Source organism: Kineosporia sp. NBRC 101731 (assembly GCF_030269305.1).
Lineage (GTDB): Bacteria > Actinomycetota > Actinomycetes > Actinomycetales > Kineosporiaceae > Kineosporia.
In genome coordinates this window covers 129518-147469 of the sequence record NZ_BSTC01000005.1, presented here as the reverse complement: position 1 = coordinate 147469, position 17952 = coordinate 129518, and the positions used below count along the sequence as shown (strand labels likewise).

Below are 17952 nucleotides of genomic sequence, written 5' to 3'. Positions count from 1 at the left end.
CGCACGAGAAAGCCCCGGCCCGTGGTGGGCCGGGGCTTTCTGCCGGTCATGACCGTGCGCGTCGTGCGGGATCAGGAACCGAGGGCCGTTTTCAGCAGCGGCACAACCTTTTCCAGGGCGTAAGACGTCGCTGCCGGGGTACCGGCCGAGAACGCGTTGCTGATGTTCGTGTCGTCGATGACGACGTCGTGACCGGCCTTCACCGCCGGGACCGCCTTGAACAGCGCGTCGTCGGTGATCTCCTTGGCATCGATGAAGATCGGCATCATCAGCACCGCGTCGGCGTCGAGCTGCTTCAGGTTCTCGCCCGAGACACTGATGAAGAAGCTGTCACCGGCCTGCTTCTGCACGGTCGGGTTGTTCTCGAAGCCGAGCTTCTCGACGAAGTCGACCCGGGCGTCACCCGTCAGGTAGGCGCCGTAACCCTCGCTGGTCTTCGAGCCGACCGTGATGGTCTTGCCCTTGAAGTCGGGGTTCTCGTCGGCGTACCGGGCGAACTCGGCGTTGGTGTCGGAGATCAGCTTCTTGCCCTCGTCCGGCACACCGAGCGCCTCGGAGATCATCGTGGTCTGCTGCTCCCACGTGGTGAGGTAGTTGTCGCCGCCCTCGGGGACGCCCACGGTCGGGGCGATCTTACTGAGGGTGTCGTAACGCTTCTGGTCGCCGCTGGAGCGCACGTCGAGGATCAGGTCGGGCGCCAGGGCCGCGATCTTCTCGAACTCCGGCTCCATCGTGGCGATGAGCTCGGGAGCCTTGGTGTACTTCCCCTGCGCCCACGGGCCGACGCCCTCGCCGCCGAAGCCCAGCCAGTCGCTGGCACCGACGGGCTGAACGCCCAGGGCGAGCGCGGTCTCGGCGTCGGACCAGCCGAGCGCGACGACCCGCTCGGGCTTGGCGTCGATCTTCACGTCGCCGAACTTGGTCGCGATGGTGGCCGGGAAGACGCTCGTGGCAGAGGTTTCCGAGGACGCCGCGGAAGCGTCGGAATCGGAGTCACCGCAGGCGGTCAGGGCAGTTGCCATTGCCGCGGCAGCGATGGCGATGACGGCGATGCGTGCTGAACGCCGCCGGGGCAGTAGGAAACTCATGTTGGTTAGCTTAGCATTACCTAAGTATGCAGCGTCTTCACGCTTCGGTAACGGCGACACCGGCCCGGTGCCGGCCGATCGGAACGATCATCGGGGTTCCCGAGATCGGGTCCGGCACAACAGAACACCGCATCCCGAAGATCTCATTGATCAGCTCGGCGCTGACCACCTCGGTCGGGTTCCCCTGCGCCATGACCTTGCCGTCCCGCATCGCGACCAGATGGTCCGCGTACCGGCAGGCCAGATTCAGATCGTGCAGCACCACCACGACGGTGGTGCCGCGGGTGGCGTTCAGGTCGATCAGCAGGTCGAGAACCTCGAGCTGGTGGGCCACGTCGAGGTAGGTGGTGGGCTCGTCGAGCAGCAGCAGATCGGTGCGCTGGGCCAGGGCCATGGCGATCCAGACCCGCTGACGCTGCCCGCCGGAGAGCGAATCGACCGGCCGGGAGGCCAGGTCCAGCACACTGGTCGCCCGCATCGCCTCGGCGACCGCCTCGTCGTCCTGTGCCGTCCACCGGCGCAGCCAGCCCTGGTGCGGGTAGCGGCCGCGGCCGACCAGGTCGCTGACGATGATTCCGTCGGGAGCCACCGGGGTCTGCGGCAGGATGCCGAGCAGGCCGGCCACCTCCTTGGTCGGAGTCTGCTGAATGTCTTTGCCGTCCAGCAGGATCGCACCCGAGGTGGGGGCGAGCAGGCGGGCCATCGAGCGCAGGGTGGTGGACTTTCCGCAGGCGTTCGGGCCGACGATCATCGTCACCTGGCCGGGCGGGACCTCGAGATTGAGACCGGTCACCACCTCGTGGCCCTCGTACCCGAGATGTAGGTCCCGTGCGATGAGCGTGTGTTCGGTCGTCACGTGTTCATCCACCCTTGCCGATCCGGTTGGCCCGGGACAGCAGCCAGAGCAGGTACGGGGCACCGATCAGGCTGGTGACCACCCCCACCGGGAACTGCGAGGACCAGAGCAGGTGCTGCGCGGCGAAGTCCGCCACCAGCATCAGGAGCGCACCGATCAGGGCCGCCGGCAGCAGCGCCGCGCCCTTGGCGGGCAGCAGGCGACGGGCCACCGGCCCGGCCACGAACGCCACGAACGCCACCGGCCCGGCCGCCGCGACGGCCACCCCGGTCAGGCCGACCGCGCAGGCCAGCAAAAGCCGGCGGCTGCGCTCGACCGGCACGCCGAGACCGGCCGCGGTGTCGTCGCCCAGTTGCAGCACGGGCAACGCCAGCGACGCCAGAGCCGTCAGTGGCAGAAGCACCACCAGAGCCCCCAGGAGCGGCCAGAACTGTTCCAGCGAAGACCCGTTCAGCGATCCGGCCAGCCAGACCAGGGCGTCTTGCGACACCGTCACCTCGGAGCTCGTCAACAGGTAGGAGACGATCGAGGTGAGGGCACCCGCCACGCCGATGCCGACCAGGATGAGCCGGTACCCTGCGACGCCGCGCTGCCAGGCCAGGGCATAGATCAGGGTCGAGGTGATCACGGCACCGGCCAGCGCCGCGAAGGAGAGCGCAGTCCCGCTGATCCCGAAGGTGATCGAGGCCAGGACCGCGCCGACGCTGGCCCCCTGGGTCACGCCGATCATGTCCGGGCTGGCCAGCGGATTACGCAGCAGGGCCTGGAAGACGGCACCGGCCAGGCCGAGTGCCAGGCCGACGCAGACCGCGGTCAGCGCCCGGGGCAGCCGCAGTTCGATGATGATGAAGTGCGTACCGGCATTGCCCCGGCCGGCCAGCGCGCCCAGCACGTCGGGGATCGGCACCGCGAAGTCGCCGATCGACAGGCTCAGCGCGAAGGCCGCCAGGATGGCCCCGAGCAGGACCGTGGTGACGACGACCTCCCGGCCACGGCCCGTGTGCCGGGCCCGGCGCACGGCGCGGACCTCGTCATCGGTCGTGAGGCTCACAGTTCGGCCATCTTCCGCCGCCGGACCAGGAGGACGAACGGGACGGCCCCGACCGCGGCCGTGACGATGCCGACCTGGAGCTCTCCCGGCCGGGCGATCAGCCGGCCGATCACGTCGGAGACCAGCAGCAGCGAAGGAGCCAGCAACAGGCAGTGCACGAGCAGCCAGCGGTAGTCGGCACCGGCCAGCATCCGGGCGGCGTGCGGGACGACCAGGCCGACGAACGCGATCGGCCCGGCGATGACGGTGGCCGCGCCGGTCAGCAGTACCACGGCCACCGCGCTGACCACCCGGATCAGGCCGACCTTCTGGCCCAGCCCTCGCGCCACGTCGTCGCCCAGGGCCAGGGCGTTGAGCTGGGGGCCGAGCGCCAGCGCGAGCAGCACCCCGACCCCGACGAACGGCGCTGCCTGCGCGATCACCTCGGCGTCCCGACCGGTCAGCGAGCCGACCTGCCAGAACCGGTAGCGGTCGTAGGTCTCGGTGTCTTTGAGCAGCATCGCCGTGGTCAGGGCGATCAGGGCGGCGCTCGTCGCCTGCCCGGCCAGCGCGAGCTTGACCGGGGTGGCACCCTCCCGGCCGAGCGACCCGACCCCGTAGACCAGGGTCGCGGCCACCGCGGCCCCGAGGAAGCCGAACCAGATGTAGCCGTCGGCCGCGGTGATCCCGAGCCAGCCGATGGCGAACACCACCGCGGCCGAGGCCCCGGCGTTGATACCGAGCAGGCCCGGGTCGGCCAGCGGGTTCCGGGTGACGCCCTGGATCACGGCCCCGGCCAGCCCCAGCGCCGCCCCGGCCAGCAGCCCGGCCACGGTGCGCGGAATCCGCAGCTCCCGCATGATCAGCTGCCCCTCGACCGAGCGGTCGGGGCTGAACACGCCGTTCCAGACATCGCTCAGCGGCACATGGCCGGACCCGACGACCAGGCTGAGGGTGATCGACACGATCAGGAGCACGAGAAGCCCCAGCAAACCCATCAGACCCGTGAATGTGCGCACGCGGGCAGGGGGCTGCCGACGAGTGGCGGGCTGCTCGCCCGGCGGCGCGTCGATAGCGGGCGTCACCAGCACTCCTGTCGAGGGAAAGTAAGGGGACCCTAACACCTGACCCAGGAGCATCGACCGGCGGCCGAGGACACCGCGGCCGGGCATCGTCCCCTCCTTCGTTCGTGATCATGCAAAGTGTCCCCAGACCGAATGTTCGGTCTGGGGACACTTTGCATGATCACGAATGGGAAAAGTGACGCTCCACCCCTATCTCTCGCACCACCACGAACGAGGAGGAGGGACGCTCTGCCCTCCGTCGGTCCCCTACGAGGGTTCGGGGACCGGGTCGGGGTCGCCCGGGTCGCCGGGGCCGGGTTCGGCCGGGGCCGGGGGCAGGGTCTCCGGGGTGTCCGGCAGGAGCTCGCCCGGATCGTCGGGGGCAGGCTCACGCGGGTCGATCGGCGGGTACACCGCCGGATCGAGCTCCGGATCGGGCTGGGGTTCCGGATCAGGCTGAGACATCCGAAAAGGATCCCGCACTTGCCCGGCACCGCCAGTCCACCCGCAATTACACTGCGAACATGGCCGCCGCCCGCCGTGCCCCCTGGAGCCTCAGCGAGGTCGGCTTCGTCATCACCTTCACCCGCGGCCTCTCCCCCACCGACATCCTCACCCGGTACGGCGTGGATCCCGGCACGGCCCGCCCGGTCACCTGGCAACAGGCCGTCGACGAGCAGATGTTCGGGGCCGAGGCCACCGTGCTGAGAGTGGGAATGCTCGGGCAGTGGGCCTTCTGCCACCAGGACCGGCCCCTGGAGAAGCCGTCGCTCGACATCCTGTCCGAAGGCACCGACAGCCTGAGTCTGCTCGACCTCGGCGGTGGGGAGACCACCTTCCAGCACTGGCGCGACGGCCTGCGGTACGAGCTCTTCCGGCCCGGCTTCTCCTACTCCCGGCCCCGGTCCGAGCCCCACCCGTTCTGGGACCGGATCTCGGCCCGGCATGCCGCCGGGCTCTCCGGGGCCAAGGCCGCCCTGGCGGTGATCGAGGAACACGTGCGGGGTGAGGTGACCCACGACCTGCTGGCCGGGCCGCTCCTGACCACCGCGGTCACGACCGGGGCGAGCGTTCATCCGCCCGGCGCACCAGGATTCGCATGAAGTGCCCCGACAGGAAACCGATCGCCACCCCCGTCCAGGTGAGCCCCTGATCCTGCCAGCTCCCCAGACCGTTGATCGGACCGTCACGATCCCGGCGGAAGAGCCCCGAACAGGTCGGACATCAGGTCACGCCCGGGGAAGTGCTTCTCCCAGCGCCGGGTCCGGGTCAGCGCCCGGGTGGAAACGACCCGCAGGCCGGGACCGGCGATCTCTCCCGCCCCCTGCTCCCGCAGCCGGGCCACGATCGGGTCGAGCAGTTCCCCGGCCGGTTCCGGAGAAGGGCCGTCGAGGAGGACATGACAGCCGGCCACCAGGTCCGGGGACGCCCCGGGCCCGAGCACCACAACGTCCGCCGGGCCACCGTCCGTGGCGTCTTCCGGGGGACGACCCGGCGCCGGGATCCGCCGGGCCAGCGCCTCGTTCTCGGCGGACTTGGCGGCCCGGCGACCGGCCTCGCTCTCCCGCCCGGCCCAGTCCGGCCCGTCGTGCCAGGCCACGGCCCCCGGCTCGTGCACCAGCACGGCCCCCGCGTTCCAGGCCCGGTGGGCGAACTCCCAGTCCTCGCCGCCGTACTCGGTGAACGACTCGTCGAAGCCACCGGTCTCCCGGAAAAGGTCTCGCCCGCAGCACATCACGGCGCTGATGACGAACCGGTAGGACAGCCGGTCGGCGCGTAGCAGGTCCCCGGAGTCCCGGTAGGCGTCACTCAGCCAGGTCGGGGAGGGGAACAGGGCCGGTGGGCCCCACCCCTCGCGGAGGCGCTGCGGGGTCCAGCCCTCCAGGTCCACGTGCTCACGACGGCCCACCGCGAGCGCGTCGGGCAGGAGTGCGGGCCACCGGCCGAGGGCCCGCAGGTAACCCGGCAAGGGAACGGTGTCCTGGTCGAGGAAGACCAGCACGCTGCCCTCGCTGTGGCGCACGGCCAGGTTGCGGGCCGCGGCGGCCCGGAATCCCCGGTCGTCCTGCCGCACCACCCTGATCCGCAGGTCGGCCTCCGGCCGCAGGTCGCCCGGCAGGGGCTGCGGCGAACCGTCGTCGGCGATCACGACCTCGAAGCGGGTGCGCGGATAATCCTGCTGCGCCAGGCCTTCCAGCACCAGGTCGAGTTGTTCCCGATGGCGGTACCAGGGCACGACCACGGTGATCTCGGGCATCGGGATGTCCCGCTCGCGCACCAGGTCCCAGCGGTTGCCCGGCACCACGAACCCGCCGTGCGGCAGTCGCAGAGGTTCGTCGATCACGCCACGGCCGCCGACGGTTCGGCCGCCTCCCGGAAGAAGGCACCGTAGGCCGCCGCGACACCGCTCTCGAGACGTTCCCCGGGCAGCGGCTGCAACAGCCGGCCGAGCCGGGGGTCGGCCAGCACGGCCCGGATCATCCCGGCGAGCCCGTCCGGCCGGTAGAGCGTCACGGCCCCGGGGCAGGCCCGGTCGAGTTCGCGGGCGTAGGGTCCGTCGGCGACCAGGGGACGTCTCCCGGCCGAGAGCCAGGTATTGAGCGATCCCGAGGCGGAGATGGTCCGGGCCGGGACGATCGGCACGGCGACCCGGGCGAGACGCTCGTCCACCTGGTCGTCCGGCACGAAACCGGTGATCTCCAGACGGCGCCCGAGGGCGGCCGCCCGCGCGGTGAGGCGCCTGGCCAGTTCTTCGTGCCCGTCCGCGACCCGCCCGATCGCGATCAGTCCCACGGACTCCGGTAGGCCGGCCATCGCCTCCAGCACGTCGTCGTGTCCTTTGCCCGGGTAGACGAAGCCGAAGACCCCCACCTGTGGGGCCACCGGCGGCCACCGGTCCGGACGGACAGGAGCGCGGACCGGCAACGGAATCACCCGTAGCCCGGCCGGGCGCGCGGCGTCCGCGAACCGGTCGAGCAGCGTCTCCAGCAGAGCCCGTTCGTGTTCGCTACTGACGCAGACCGCGTCGGCCGCCAGCGCGACCCGGCCGTACCCGAGAGCGCGGCGACGGTAGCGGCCCGGTTCGTCGGCCGGGTCCGGCAGATCGTGCAGGGTGACCGTGACCCGCCCGCCGAGCCCGCTGCGCAGGCGCACGAAGGCCTCGGCCGCTTCTCCCGTGGTCGGGCCGAAGAGCGCCTCGGTGTAGTGCAGGTGCACCCCCGCGTCCCCCCGTCGGTCCGCCGCTACGCCGGCGGTACCCGGATCCGGGACCTCCACCAGGCGTCCGTCCGTGTGACGGGCCAGCCGGCGCGCGAAAATCGTCACCCCGTGATCGGGCGGCCCGACGACCAGATGCGTGACGGATCGGCCCGTCCACGACTCCCTCACACCGCCACCCGGCCCGTCCCCCACGTGTGTTCCCGCAGGGCCGCCGGGCGGACGCGGGTGTATGCGTCGGTGTGCACCGACCGCACGAGAGCGAGCTGCCGCTGGCGGAAACCCGCGTCGACCGGGGCCACCGGGGCCCGGGTCAGGGCCTCCCGCACGGCGTCGCTCAGCGACTCCTCGTCGAACCCGGCCCGTTCGTCGTTGAAATAGCCGACCACATCGTCCCATTGCTCGGTGTAGTACCCGCACGAGGGCGCGACTACCCGGGTGCCGACGTCGCGGCAGGCCTCCAGCCACCCGGAGTGCGTACCGAAGCGGTTCGGCAGGACGTAGGCGTCCAGCTGCGAGAGGTAGGTGGCGAGCTCGGCGTCGTCGAACCGGCCGTGCACCCGCAGATCGATCTCGCCCCGGCGGCCCAGTTCGCGCGTCCGGCGCAGCTCCGGACGGCGCAGGGCCCCGGGGTGTAGGTCGATCCGCAGGCGGCCACCCACCTCGCGGGCCCCGGCCAGCGCGGCCCGCACCACCCGGTCGGGCTCGACCACGTTGCGCCGCAGGTCTTTCAGGTGAATACCGACGGTCGGCGGACCGGACCGGTCGGCGGGTCCGGACGCCAGCAGTGCCGGATCGAAGACGGCCGGGTGCGGCACCACATCGGCGCGACGCCCCCAGCGGCGCCGGATCTCGCGCGCCGCTCCCTTCGTGAGGGTCAGCACCGACCCGGCCGCGGGGATCAGGACGTCGAGATTCGCGTCGTGCGGCTCCGGTCCGTCCTGGTGCGGGTTCCGCAGGTCGTGCACGGTGTAGACCAGAGGCAGCCGTAACGCCCGCAGTTCATCCACCCAGCGGCGCAGTCCGTCGGCGTCCAGGTGCTCGAAACCGAAGTGCAGATGGACGATGTCCAACTCGGACCGGTGCTCGCGCAGCCAGGCGACCGACAACGCCGGGTTCGGCACCGCCGACGGCGAGACCGCGGCCCGGTAGGCGGGCGGACAGGCACTGCGGACGTACGGATGATCGCCCGGGATCTGCAGGACCCGGCTCATGCAGTCAGACATTCGTACACGCCGACCTCGGTGCCGGTCCAGGACTCGCCGATCCCTTCGAAGGCCTTCAGCACCCGCTCGTGGTTCCAGTCGTCCACCACATGCACCTCGTGCGGATTGCCCTCGATCTCGTCCTGCGGATAGTGCACGACCGGGATCGAGAGATAGACGGCCCGTGCGGCGGCGGCACGGGCCTTCGCCCACAGGCCCAGCGCCTCGTCCTCGGTCATGTGCTCGGCCACGTCACCCAGGATCACCACGTCGGCCTCCGGGAAGGCCAGCGTGCGCGCGTCCCCCAGAATGATCTCGTCGTAGTACTCCCGCAGCCGGTACGTATGCACGTACGGCTCGTAGATCTCGATCCCGGTGACCCGTCCCACCGGCAGCCCGGCCAGCAACTTGGCGTAGGTGCCCACCCCCGGACCGATGTCGAGCACCGTGACGGGTCTCTCGACGGCGAGCACGGCAATACGCTCGCGGATCCAGTCCTTGCCCTCGCTCGAACTCATCGGCATGGGCGGCAGCTTCGCACCCGCCCCGGGACCGCACATCCCGAAAAGACCCCGGCGAATTCCCTTGAACACCAAAAATCTCAGGAAGAACCGAACCGCACCGGATTCGCGTCCGCCCAACAGCCCACGGCTCCCGTCCCGGATCCGGGAGGGGAGCCGTGGAACCGCCTCAGGACCGGGTCACCTGCACGACCGCCGGGCGCGGGCCGCGCCAGGCACCCTTGGCCGGCTTGGCCCCGGCCGCGACGTAGTCGGGGAAGTACGAGTTCTGCGCCGCCCAGGTGCCGTCCTCGCCCGGGTGCTGCACGGCGACGAAGACCGAGCCGTCCCGGTCGTGGACGACCGGACCACAGGTCTCGGCCTGCACCGGCACCGCGAGGAACTGCACCAGGTGGCCGCGCTCCTTGCCGTGCAGCGGCACCTTGAACAGCCCGTCGTTCTTCTTGATCGAGCTGGGCTGGCCGTCGGTGGAGATCCAGAGGTTGCCGGCCGAGTCGAAGGCGATGTTGTCGGGGCAGGAGATCGGGGCCACCGGCCCCTCCCAGCCACCGAAATAGGTTCCCGCCTGGTCGGTGTCGCCACAGACCAGGAACAGGTCCCAGGTGAACTTCGTGGCGTCGGCCTGGTTGCGGCGCTCGGTGATCTCGATGATGTGGCCGTTCTTGTTCACCGCGCGCGGGTTGGCGGCGTCGGTGGCCGGCTTACCGGTGGTGCCGCGGGCGTCGTTGTTCGTGCAGACCACGTAGACCTTGCCGGTCTTGAGGTCGGGCTGCACGTCCTCGCAGCGGTCCATCGGCGTCGCCTTGACCGCGTCGGCAGCCTCCCGGGTGAAGACCAGCACCTCGTCGAGGGTGAAGCCGGTGACCGCCGACTTACCGTTCTTCGTCAGCGGGATCCACTCGCCCGAGCCCAGGTTCGCATTGTCGGGCTGCGCCTCGCCGGTGAACTTGGCGACGTAGAGGTCACCCTCGCTGAGCAGCTGGAGGTTGTGCTTGCGCGCGGCCCGGGAGTCGCCCTTGCGGAACTTGTTCCTCGCGACGAACTTGTACAGGTAGTCGAACTTCTCGTCGTCACCCATGTACGCGACGACGGTGCCGTCGTCGTCCACCCGCACGTTCGCACCCTCGTGCTTCATCCGGCCCATCGCGGTGTGCTTGACCGGGGTGGACGTCGGGTCGGTCGGGTCGATCTCGACGATGTAACCGAAACGGTGCGGCTCGTTGGCGTAGTCGGCGCCGGTGGCGTCGAAACGCGGGTCGATCTTCTCCCAGCCGTAGGTGCTGGCCGCGGCCGTCAGACCGTAGCGCTTGCTGCCCCGGGCGGCCGGGTCGGCCACGAAGTAACCGTTGAAGTTCTCCTCCCCGGAGAGCACGGTGCCCCAGGGGGTCGTGCCGCCCGAGCAGTTGCCGAAGGTGCCCAGCGCCTTGACCCCGTCCGGGTCGGCCTTGGTCTTCAGCAGGTCCGAGCCGGCCGCCGGGCCGTCGAAGCGGAAGGGGGTGTCGGCGGTGATGCGGCGGTTGTGGTGGCCACCGCGCACGTACGACCAGCGGCCGCCGCGGCGGGCGCGCTCGAGCTCGACCACGGCGAAACCGTGGGCGGCCTTCAGCGTGCGCAGCACCTCGGCCTCTTCGGCGGCCGACGTGGTCGGCGGGAACATGATGGCCCGGTTGGTGTATTCGTGGTTGCACACCAGAAGCGCCTCGGTACCGCGCTTGTTCGTCTCGATGATGTCGAGATAGTCATTGTTGTAGCCGAACTGCAGGGCCTGGGCCTTGGCGTCGGGCTTGGTCGGGTCGAACGCCGGGGAATTCTTGAACAGCGGGTCGCCCCACCGGATGATCGGGTCCCAGCGGAACCCCTTCGGCACCGTGAACGCGTCTTTCGTCGACTCGACCGAGGTGATCGGGGTGAACGTCAGCGAACCGCCGGACTTCAGGGAGGCCGCCTCGGCCTCCTGCGCATGCACGACCGGCATCGCCACGGCCGCGGCCAGCGCACCGCCCCCGGCCAGCAGGGCGCGGCGGCTCAGCGCCGAGGACGCCACCCGCTGGAACGTCGGCTCGCAACTGCTGTTCGGGGCCGGGCGCGAGCAGGCGTTGTCACACTTGAGGTTGCAGGTGACCGCGCTGCGATTCCCGTGCGTCAGCCCGAGCATGGGCAGGTTTCTCATCGGAGTCTCCGTAAACATCAGTCCCATGGGTGCTGGTCAACCATGGGTGCTCCGGAAGCTACGGGGAGCCGCCCCGGCCGGGCACCCGCTCCGACACGTACAGTCGGTGAACGGACATTTTCGTCAGTGTTCACTCACCTAATCGGGCCGGCAGAACCGGCGCCAGTGACCCCGGGTGACCGTTCTGTAATACTTTTCCGCGTGCCGCACCCCGTCGAGCGTTCCATGCTGCGCATCAGCCTGCGCTGGGCAGCCTTCAGCCGCATGGTCGTGGCCGTCGGCTGCGGATGTTTCGGCCTGTTCCTGCTGTCCGGCACCCGCCTGGGCGTCGCAGCGGCCGCGACCACCGTCCTGGTCGCCTGGACCCTCGTCTTCTGCATCCGGATGCTGCGGATGCAGGGCGGCGACCGGGTCGGCGTCCGGTGGCTGACCGCCGACCTGACCATCACCTGCGCAGTGCTGGCCGGCCAGTACTGGCTGATCCCGCCCGACAGCGTGCCCGACGGCACCGGCTGGATGAACGCCCTGGTGGCCATGACCATCGTCACCTACCAATGGCACACCTCGCCGCGGGTCGGGGCGCTGGCGGCGGTGCTGCTGGTCGCGGCCTACTGGGTGGGCGTGCAGACCGCGATCGGCGACAACGGCGGTACCTGGCCCGCACCGGCGATCTGGCTGCTCGCCGACGCCCTGCTCTCCCGCGGCCTGTTCGTCATGGTGCGCCGGGGCGGGCGACGGGCCGACGAGTACCTGGCCGCCGGTGACCGGGAGCGGGCCGCCGCCGAGTTCAGCCGGGCCCGGCGCGCCGACGAGCGCGAGCACCTGGCCACGCTGCACGACACCGCGGCCGCGACGCTGCTGATGGTCGGGCTCGGCACGGTGCCCGGCCGTAGCGACTGGCTGCAGCAGCAGGCCCGCCGCGACCTGGCTCTGCTCGACCCGGAGGTACGGACGGTGACGCCGGAACCCGTGCTCGACCTGGCCACGATGCTCGCCGAGACCACGGCCGCCGGGCAGGTGACCGTGCACCACCCGCCCCTGAGCGAACTGATGGTGCCGTCGCTGCCCGCTCTGGCCATCCGCGACAGCGTGCGCGAGGCCCTGACCAACGTGGCCCGGCACGCCGGGGTGCCCGACGCAACGCTCTCGATCAGCCGCGAGGGTTCCGGTCTGGTGGTCGAGATCCGCGACCAGGGCGTCGGCTTCGCACCGGACCGGATACCGCTCACGCGCCGCGGCATCTCCGAGTCGATCACCGCCCGGATGACCCGGGCGGGCGGCGTCGGCACGGTCAGCTCGGTGCCGGGGTCGGGCACCGTCGTACGTCTGGAGTGGGCCGGTGTCTGATTCCGCTCGCACGGTCATCGCCGACGAATTCATCCGCGGGCTGCACATCGCCACGCTGGGCGTGACCACGGCCGTGCTCTGTGTCTGGTTCCTGCCCATCGCCGTGGCCACGCCTGACGCCTACAGCTCACCGGTGCTGGAGTACGGGTCCCTCACCGTGCTCGTCGTGCTGCTGGCCCTGGCCGCCGGGATGGTCTGGCGCGAGCGGCCGTGGGGACGGCTCCGCTGGCCCCTGGTGATCGTCGCCCTGGTCGCGACGGTCCTGGCCACGGCGGCGGTGAGGCCCGAGCAGATGATCCTGCCGCCGCACTGGTCGTGGAAGGTGTTCGGCTGGTTCGCCGTGCTGCTGCTGATGGACCTGCCGCTCGGCTGGTTCTTCGGCGCGCTGGCCCTGCAGCAGGCGATCTCTCTGGTGCAGGTGCTGGCCGCCGGTCAGGGCGACAAGTCGACGCTGGTCGAGATGGGCGTCACCAGTCTCCTCGTGGCCAGCTGGCAGGGCGCCGTGGCGGTGGCCGCCGTGTCGCTGGAGCAGTCCGCCGCCGTGGCCCGGGAGACCGCGGCCGAGGAAGAACGCATCCGTCTGTCCGAGCGGGTGGCCGAGCAGGTGCACGGCGACCGGCAGAACCGGTACATCGACCTCTCCGCCACCACCACACCCCTGCTCGAGGGCATCGCCGAGGGCCTGCTCGACCCGGCCGACCCCCAGGTGCGGCGCCGTTGCTCGGTCGAGGCCGCCCGCATGCGCCGGCTGTTCGCCGAGAGCGACGAGGTCGCCGACCCGCTCAGCCACGAGATCTCCGCCTGCATCGACGTGGCCGAGCGGCAGGGCACATCGGTGCAGGCCTCGGTGCGGGGCACCCTGCCGGAGCTTCCGCTGCCGGCTCGCCGCGCCCTGACCGAACCGGTGATCCCGGTGCTGGCCGGGGCCCGCTCCCGGGCCCGGCTGACCGTGGTCGCCCGGGACGACCAGGTCACGCTGAGCGTAGTGGTGGACGGCGCCCTCGATACGCTCCCCGAGGAGACCGACACCGATGGGCCGGTACAGATCAGCCGTCTGATCAGCGGCGATCAGCTGTGGCTGGACGTCACCTGGCAGCCGGCCGCCAACACCTCGTGATCAGGCGAAGTGTCCCCGGAGTTCTAGAACTCTCGGGGACACTTCGCCTGATCACGATCGGGTTGTTTACTCGCAGGCCAGCACGACCAGCGACCGGGCCTCCACCAGCAGCGTGCCACCGGCCTTGGCCTCGTTCACCTGCTCCTCCGGGGTGGCCGCGAGCTGGCTGTCGAGCACGACTCGCCACGACTCGCCGTACTCCGACGGCGGCAGGGTGAACTGCAGGTCTTCGTGGTGGGCATTGAAGATCAGCAGGAACGAGTCGTCGGTGACGCGCTGACCCCGGGCGTCAGTGCCGGTGATGCCACGGCCGTTGAGGAACATGGCTACGGACTTGCCGAAGCCGGAGTCCCAGTCCTCATCGGTCATCTCGGAGCCGTCGGGACGGAACCAGCTGATGTCCGGAACCCCCTCGGCCCCGCGACGGCGCACGGGCAGGCCGTCGAAGAAGCGACGGCGGCGGAAGATCGGGTGCTTCGCCCGCAGGGCCGAGGCCGCCCGGGTGAACTCCTGCAGTTCCTGGTCGGCATACTCCCAGTCCACCCAGGTCAGTTCGCTGTCCTGGCAGAAACCGTTGTTGTTGCCGTTCTGCGTGCGGCCCAGCTCATCACCGTGGCAGAGCATCGGCACGCCCTGCGACAGGATCAGGGTGGCGATGAAGTTGCGCTGCTGACGTGAGCGCATCGCGTTGACCGTCGCGTCGTCGGTCGGGCCCTCCACGCCGCAGTTCCACGACCGGTTGTGACTCTCACCGTCGTTGTTGTCCTCGCCGTTCGCCTCGTTGTGCTTCTCGTTGTACGACACCAGGTCTCGCAACGTGAAGCCGTCGTGCGCGGTGACGAAGTTGATGGAGGCCACGGGGCGCCGGGCCGAGTGCTCGTACAGGTCAGCAGAACCGGTGATCCGGGCGGCGAACTCGCCGAGCGTGGCGGGCTCTCCACGCCAGAAGTCACGAACGGTGTCGCGGTACTTGCCGTTCCACTCGGTCCACTGAGGCGGGAAGTTACCCACCTGATAGCCGCCGGGACCGACGTCCCACGGCTCGGCAATCAGTTTCACCTGGTTGACCGTCGGGTCCTGCTGCACGAGTTCGAAGAAGCTCGACAGCCGGTCGACGTCGTAGAACTCGCGCGCCAGGGTCGAGGCCAGGTCGAAACGGAAACCGTCGACGTGCATCTCGGTGACCCAGTAGCGCAGCGAGTCCATCAGCAGCTGCAGGGCGTGGGGGTGCCGCACGTTCAGCGAGTTCCCGGTGCCCGTGTAGTCCATGTAGTAGCGGTGGTCGTCGTCCACCGTGCGGTAGTAGGCGGCGTTGTCGATCCCGCGCATCGAGAGGGTCGGGCCCATGTGGTTGCCCTCGGCGGTGTGGTTGTAGACCACGTCGAGGATCACCTCGATGTTCGCCTCGTGCAGCGCCCGCACCATCGCCTTGAACTCCTGCACCTGACTGCCAGCGGACGGCAGCGAGCTGTACTTCGGGTCGGGAGCCAGGAACCCGATGGTGTTGTAGCCCCAGTAGTTCGACAGGCCCTTGTCCATCAGGGTGGAGTCGTTCGCGAAGTGGTGCACCGGCATCAGTTCGACGGCGGTGATACCCAGACCCTTGAGGTGTTCGATGATCGCCGGGTGCGCCATGGCCGAGTAGGTGCCGCGCATCTGCTCCGGGATGTCCGGGTGGGTCTGGGTCAGGCCCTTGACGTGCGCCTCGTAGATGACGGAGTCGGCGTACTCGTGCTGCGGCGGCCGGTCGGTGCCCCAGTCGAAGAACGGGTTGATGACCACCGATCGCGGCATGGCCGGGGCCGAGTCCTCGTCGTTGAAGCTGTCCGGGTCACCGAAGTTGTAGCTGAAAAGGCTCTGGCCCCATTCGAACTGGCCGTCGATGGCCTTCGAGTAGGGGTCGAGCAGCAGCTTGTTCGGGTTGCACCGGTGCCCGGCCGGCGGGTCGTACGGACCGTGCACACGGTATCCGTAGCGCTGCCCCGGCTCGATCCCGGGCACGAACGCGTGCCAGACGAAGGCGTCGATCTCCGGCAGGTCGATCCGGGTCTCGGTGCCGTCCTCGGTGAACAGGCACAGCTCGACCCGCTCCGCGACCTCACTGAAGAGGGCGAAGTTCGTGCCGTACCCGTCATAGGAGGCACCCAGCGGGTAGGGCTTACCCGGCCAGACCTGGAGGGTGGCGGGTGTGGCTTCAGGCAACGGAAGTCTCTTTTCTGCGGCTTTCGCAAGGCCAGATCACGACGCAGGTGCGGCACTGCACCGGACCAGAACTTGACCATGGAAAGCCCCTTTCCGCCAGTGCACTTGACACCTACTCGCCACCCGGACGACGCACTGTCATCAGGCCTGATCAGAGCCGACGTCACCGAGCCGGAAGAGGGCTCCCCCGACATCTCGAAGTACTCGTACCGACCCTCCCGTTCGGCCGGCCGGACGAGGTGCTGCCCGCCGTCCATCGCGCGGCGCAGCGGCACGGGCTCCCCGGGTGGGACCCACAGATGGAGGAGCCGCCCTCGATCGAGCACCTCGCACCAGAGGACGAAGACCCGTCCTGACCAGGAACTGTTAGCCGAGCCTAAGTCCCAAGGGCCCGCAAAATGGCTCTGACCTGCGACGATGAGCATAGGTTAGGCTCACCTACTTCTTTTGACAGAATCAAAAGAAGGGTTCAGGGTGGTCATTGCACCCCGAGACAAGGAGCTTCACCATGACGACCCTCGCGTCGCAGAACACCGGCCTGAACGGCTTCCACGCCTCCGCGATCCTCGGCGCGAACCTGCAGCGCGTCCTGGTCGACCTGGTGGCCCTGCACCTCTACGGCAAGCAGGCCCACTGGAACATCGTCGGTAAGAACTTCCGCGACCTGCACCTGCAGCTCGACGAGATCGTCGACCTGGGCCGTGAGCACAGCGACACGATCGCCGAGCGTATGCGCGCCCTCGACGTGATCCCCGACGCCGGCCCCAAGGCCGTCAGCGCCCAGACCAGCCTCACCGACTTCGGCTCCGACGAGGTCGACACCGCCGAGGCCGTCGACAAGATCACCGTGATGCTGCGCGAGGTCGCCGCCACCGCGCGCGCCGTGCACGACGACGTCGACCGCGAGGACCCGACCACCGCCGACCTCCTGCACAGCATCATCCACGACCTGGAGAAGCAGGCCTGGATGATCTCCTCGGAGAACCGCACGCCGCGTAAGGGCTGATCCCACAAGCCTTCTTGAAGACGTCCACCCGCCTTCCGGCGGGTCGGTCCCCCAGGGTTCTCACCGGGTCACGAAGGGCCGCGCCAGCGCGGCGAACTCCCCGTGGCCCGCAGCACCGAGGTGCCGCAGCTTGTGCCTGACCAGCGTCAGACCGAGCGCGGCACCGGATTCCATGTCCCGCGGGTGGGGACTGCCGGCTACCAGCATGGCCAGCAGTCCCGCCGCGAGGACATCACCAGCACCGGTCGAATCGACGATCTCGCCCGGTGCCACCGTCTTTTGCGGCACTGTCCGCACGCCGTCGGCCCCGTGCAGGGCGATCCCGGACGGCGACTTCACCACCACGACCGCCCGCCCCGGGCGAAGGTGACCCCGCACGCCCGCCGCGAGGGTCGCGTCCTCAATGTCGAGATGTCCCGCCAGCAGGCGCAACTCGGCCTCGTTCACGAACAGTAGGTCGGACTGCCCGATGATGCCCAGGATGTCGGGCGTGGGTTCGGCGCACCACACGTGGCCCGGGTCGAGGGCGATCACCACCTCCGGCCGCAACTGCCTCACAGTGGCCAGCAGGCGCAGCAGCACCCCGGGCGTCACCCGGTCGAGGAACGACGTCACGTGCACCACCCGGGCCCGGGCCAGGTAGGCAGCCAGTTCGCCGAACCGCTCGTCGAGGTACGCGGCGGTCTCGACATTCGCACCGATGTGCGTGAGCAGCGTGCGGTCACCTTCGTGGGTGAGGGCCAGGCACAGGCCCGGCAGCCGGCGGGACCGCCCGACCGCACTCACGTCCACCCCCACGGCTCTTAGCTCATCGAGACCGGAAACCGCCTGTCCCACCGGGGTTCCGGCCACCCCCAGGTAACCGATCGACAGACCGGTGCGGAGATGGGCCAGGGCGTACGCCACGTTGAACGACGACCCACCCGCCGCGACAGTGACGGTCATGGGATCGAGCAGGTCGAGCACGTCGAGCACGGTACGGGCGTCCACCGCCGTCTCGGCGCCCCAGGCCACCCCGGACAGCGGCGGCGCCGGCGCGATGTAGTCGAGGTTCAGTGCACCGACGGCCACCACATCGAACATCTCCATGCCGCGATCATGCAGGAGCCCGGCCGCACCGTGTACGACTG

At 69.9% G+C, this 17952-nt stretch carries 16 protein-coding genes; 4 read left to right on the top strand and 12 right to left on the bottom strand.

From position 1 onward, the window contains the following. Window positions 1–71 precede the first annotated feature (71 nt). From QSK05_RS16215 to QSK05_RS16195, 5 genes are all read right to left on the bottom strand, one after another. Window positions 72–1088, bottom strand: a complete 1017-nt coding sequence (locus QSK05_RS16215; RefSeq protein WP_285598053.1) for an iron-siderophore ABC transporter substrate-binding protein — start codon at window positions 1086–1088, stop codon at window positions 72–74. A 37-nt stretch (window positions 1089–1125) separates the two neighbouring features. Continuing rightward, window positions 1126–1944, bottom strand: coding sequence for an ABC transporter ATP-binding protein (locus QSK05_RS16210; RefSeq protein WP_285598052.1), 819 nt, complete (start codon window positions 1942–1944; stop codon window positions 1126–1128). A gap of 4 nt (window positions 1945–1948) precedes the next feature. Continuing rightward, the gene (locus QSK05_RS16205; RefSeq protein WP_285598051.1) at window positions 1949–2995 is read right to left on the bottom strand and encodes a FecCD family ABC transporter permease; all 1047 of its coding nucleotides are present in this window, start codon (window positions 2993–2995) and stop codon (window positions 1949–1951) included. Next, the gene (locus QSK05_RS16200; protein ID WP_352301643.1) at window positions 2992–3972 is read right to left on the bottom strand and encodes a FecCD family ABC transporter permease; all 981 of its coding nucleotides are present in this window, start codon (window positions 3970–3972) and stop codon (window positions 2992–2994) included. The genes QSK05_RS16205 and QSK05_RS16200 overlap by 4 nt, the downstream gene beginning before the upstream one ends. Window positions 3973–4305: 333 nt before the next feature. Further along, entirely contained in the window at window positions 4306–4503 is a 198-nt protein-coding gene (locus QSK05_RS16195) for a hypothetical protein (RefSeq protein WP_285598049.1), read from the bottom strand. Between the two features lie 59 nt (window positions 4504–4562). Here QSK05_RS16195 and QSK05_RS16190 point away from each other — a divergent pair, with 59 nt between their 5' ends. Then, on the top strand, window positions 4563–5141 hold the full coding sequence (locus QSK05_RS16190) for a hypothetical protein (RefSeq protein ID WP_285598048.1): 579 nt from the start codon (window positions 4563–4565) through the stop codon (window positions 5139–5141). Between the two features lie 83 nt (window positions 5142–5224). Here QSK05_RS16190 and QSK05_RS16185 read toward each other — a convergent pair whose 3' ends face one another. From QSK05_RS16185 to QSK05_RS16165, 5 genes are all read right to left on the bottom strand, one after another. Next, window positions 5225–6382: a glycosyltransferase family 2 protein gene (locus tag QSK05_RS16185; protein WP_285598047.1), complete on the bottom strand. Its 1158-nt coding sequence runs from the start codon at window positions 6380–6382 to the stop codon at window positions 5225–5227. Continuing rightward, window positions 6379–7425 carry a glycosyltransferase family protein gene (locus QSK05_RS16180; RefSeq protein ID WP_285598046.1) on the bottom strand — a complete coding sequence of 349 codons (1047 nt, stop codon included), beginning with the start codon at window positions 7423–7425 and terminating at the stop codon, window positions 6379–6381. The genes QSK05_RS16185 and QSK05_RS16180 overlap by 4 nt, the downstream gene beginning before the upstream one ends. Then, on the bottom strand, window positions 7422–8468 hold the full coding sequence (locus tag QSK05_RS16175; RefSeq protein WP_285598045.1) for a glycosyltransferase family protein: 1047 nt from the start codon (window positions 8466–8468) through the stop codon (window positions 7422–7424). The genes QSK05_RS16180 and QSK05_RS16175 overlap by 4 nt, the downstream gene beginning before the upstream one ends. Continuing rightward, entirely contained in the window at window positions 8465–8983 is a 519-nt protein-coding gene (locus tag QSK05_RS16170; RefSeq protein ID WP_285598044.1) for a class I SAM-dependent methyltransferase, read from the bottom strand. Before QSK05_RS16170 ends, QSK05_RS16175 begins: the two co-directional genes overlap by 4 nt. Window positions 8984–9149: 166 nt before the next feature. Continuing rightward, window positions 9150–11150, bottom strand: a complete 2001-nt coding sequence (locus tag QSK05_RS16165) for a PhoX family protein (RefSeq protein WP_285598043.1) — start codon at window positions 11148–11150, stop codon at window positions 9150–9152. Window positions 11151–11351: 201 nt separating this feature from the next. On the opposite strand from QSK05_RS16165, the gene QSK05_RS16160 reads away from it, so the two are divergent. Together QSK05_RS16160 and QSK05_RS16155 are read left to right on the top strand one after the other, a co-directional pair. Further along, the gene (locus tag QSK05_RS16160; RefSeq protein ID WP_285598042.1) at window positions 11352–12497 is read left to right on the top strand and encodes a sensor histidine kinase; all 1146 of its coding nucleotides are present in this window, start codon (window positions 11352–11354) and stop codon (window positions 12495–12497) included. Further along, window positions 12490–13614: a hypothetical protein gene (locus QSK05_RS16155; protein ID WP_285598041.1), complete on the top strand. Its 1125-nt coding sequence runs from the start codon at window positions 12490–12492 to the stop codon at window positions 13612–13614. The genes QSK05_RS16160 and QSK05_RS16155 overlap by 8 nt, the downstream gene beginning before the upstream one ends. Before the next feature lie 66 nt (window positions 13615–13680). On the opposite strand, the gene glgX is transcribed toward QSK05_RS16155, so the two are convergent. Continuing rightward, window positions 13681–15816, bottom strand: a complete 2136-nt coding sequence (gene glgX / locus QSK05_RS16150) for a glycogen debranching protein GlgX (RefSeq protein WP_285598040.1) — start codon at window positions 15814–15816, stop codon at window positions 13681–13683. Between the two features lie 508 nt (window positions 15817–16324). Between glgX and QSK05_RS16145 the strand changes: the two genes are divergently transcribed. Next, window positions 16325–16822, top strand: coding sequence for a Dps family protein (locus tag QSK05_RS16145; RefSeq protein WP_285598039.1), 498 nt, complete (start codon window positions 16325–16327; stop codon window positions 16820–16822). Window positions 16823–16882: 60 nt separating this feature from the next. Here QSK05_RS16145 and QSK05_RS16140 read toward each other — a convergent pair whose 3' ends face one another. Then, the gene (locus QSK05_RS16140) at window positions 16883–17911 is read right to left on the bottom strand and encodes a carbohydrate kinase family protein (RefSeq protein WP_285598038.1); all 1029 of its coding nucleotides are present in this window, start codon (window positions 17909–17911) and stop codon (window positions 16883–16885) included. Window positions 17912–17952: the final 41 nt, after the last annotated feature.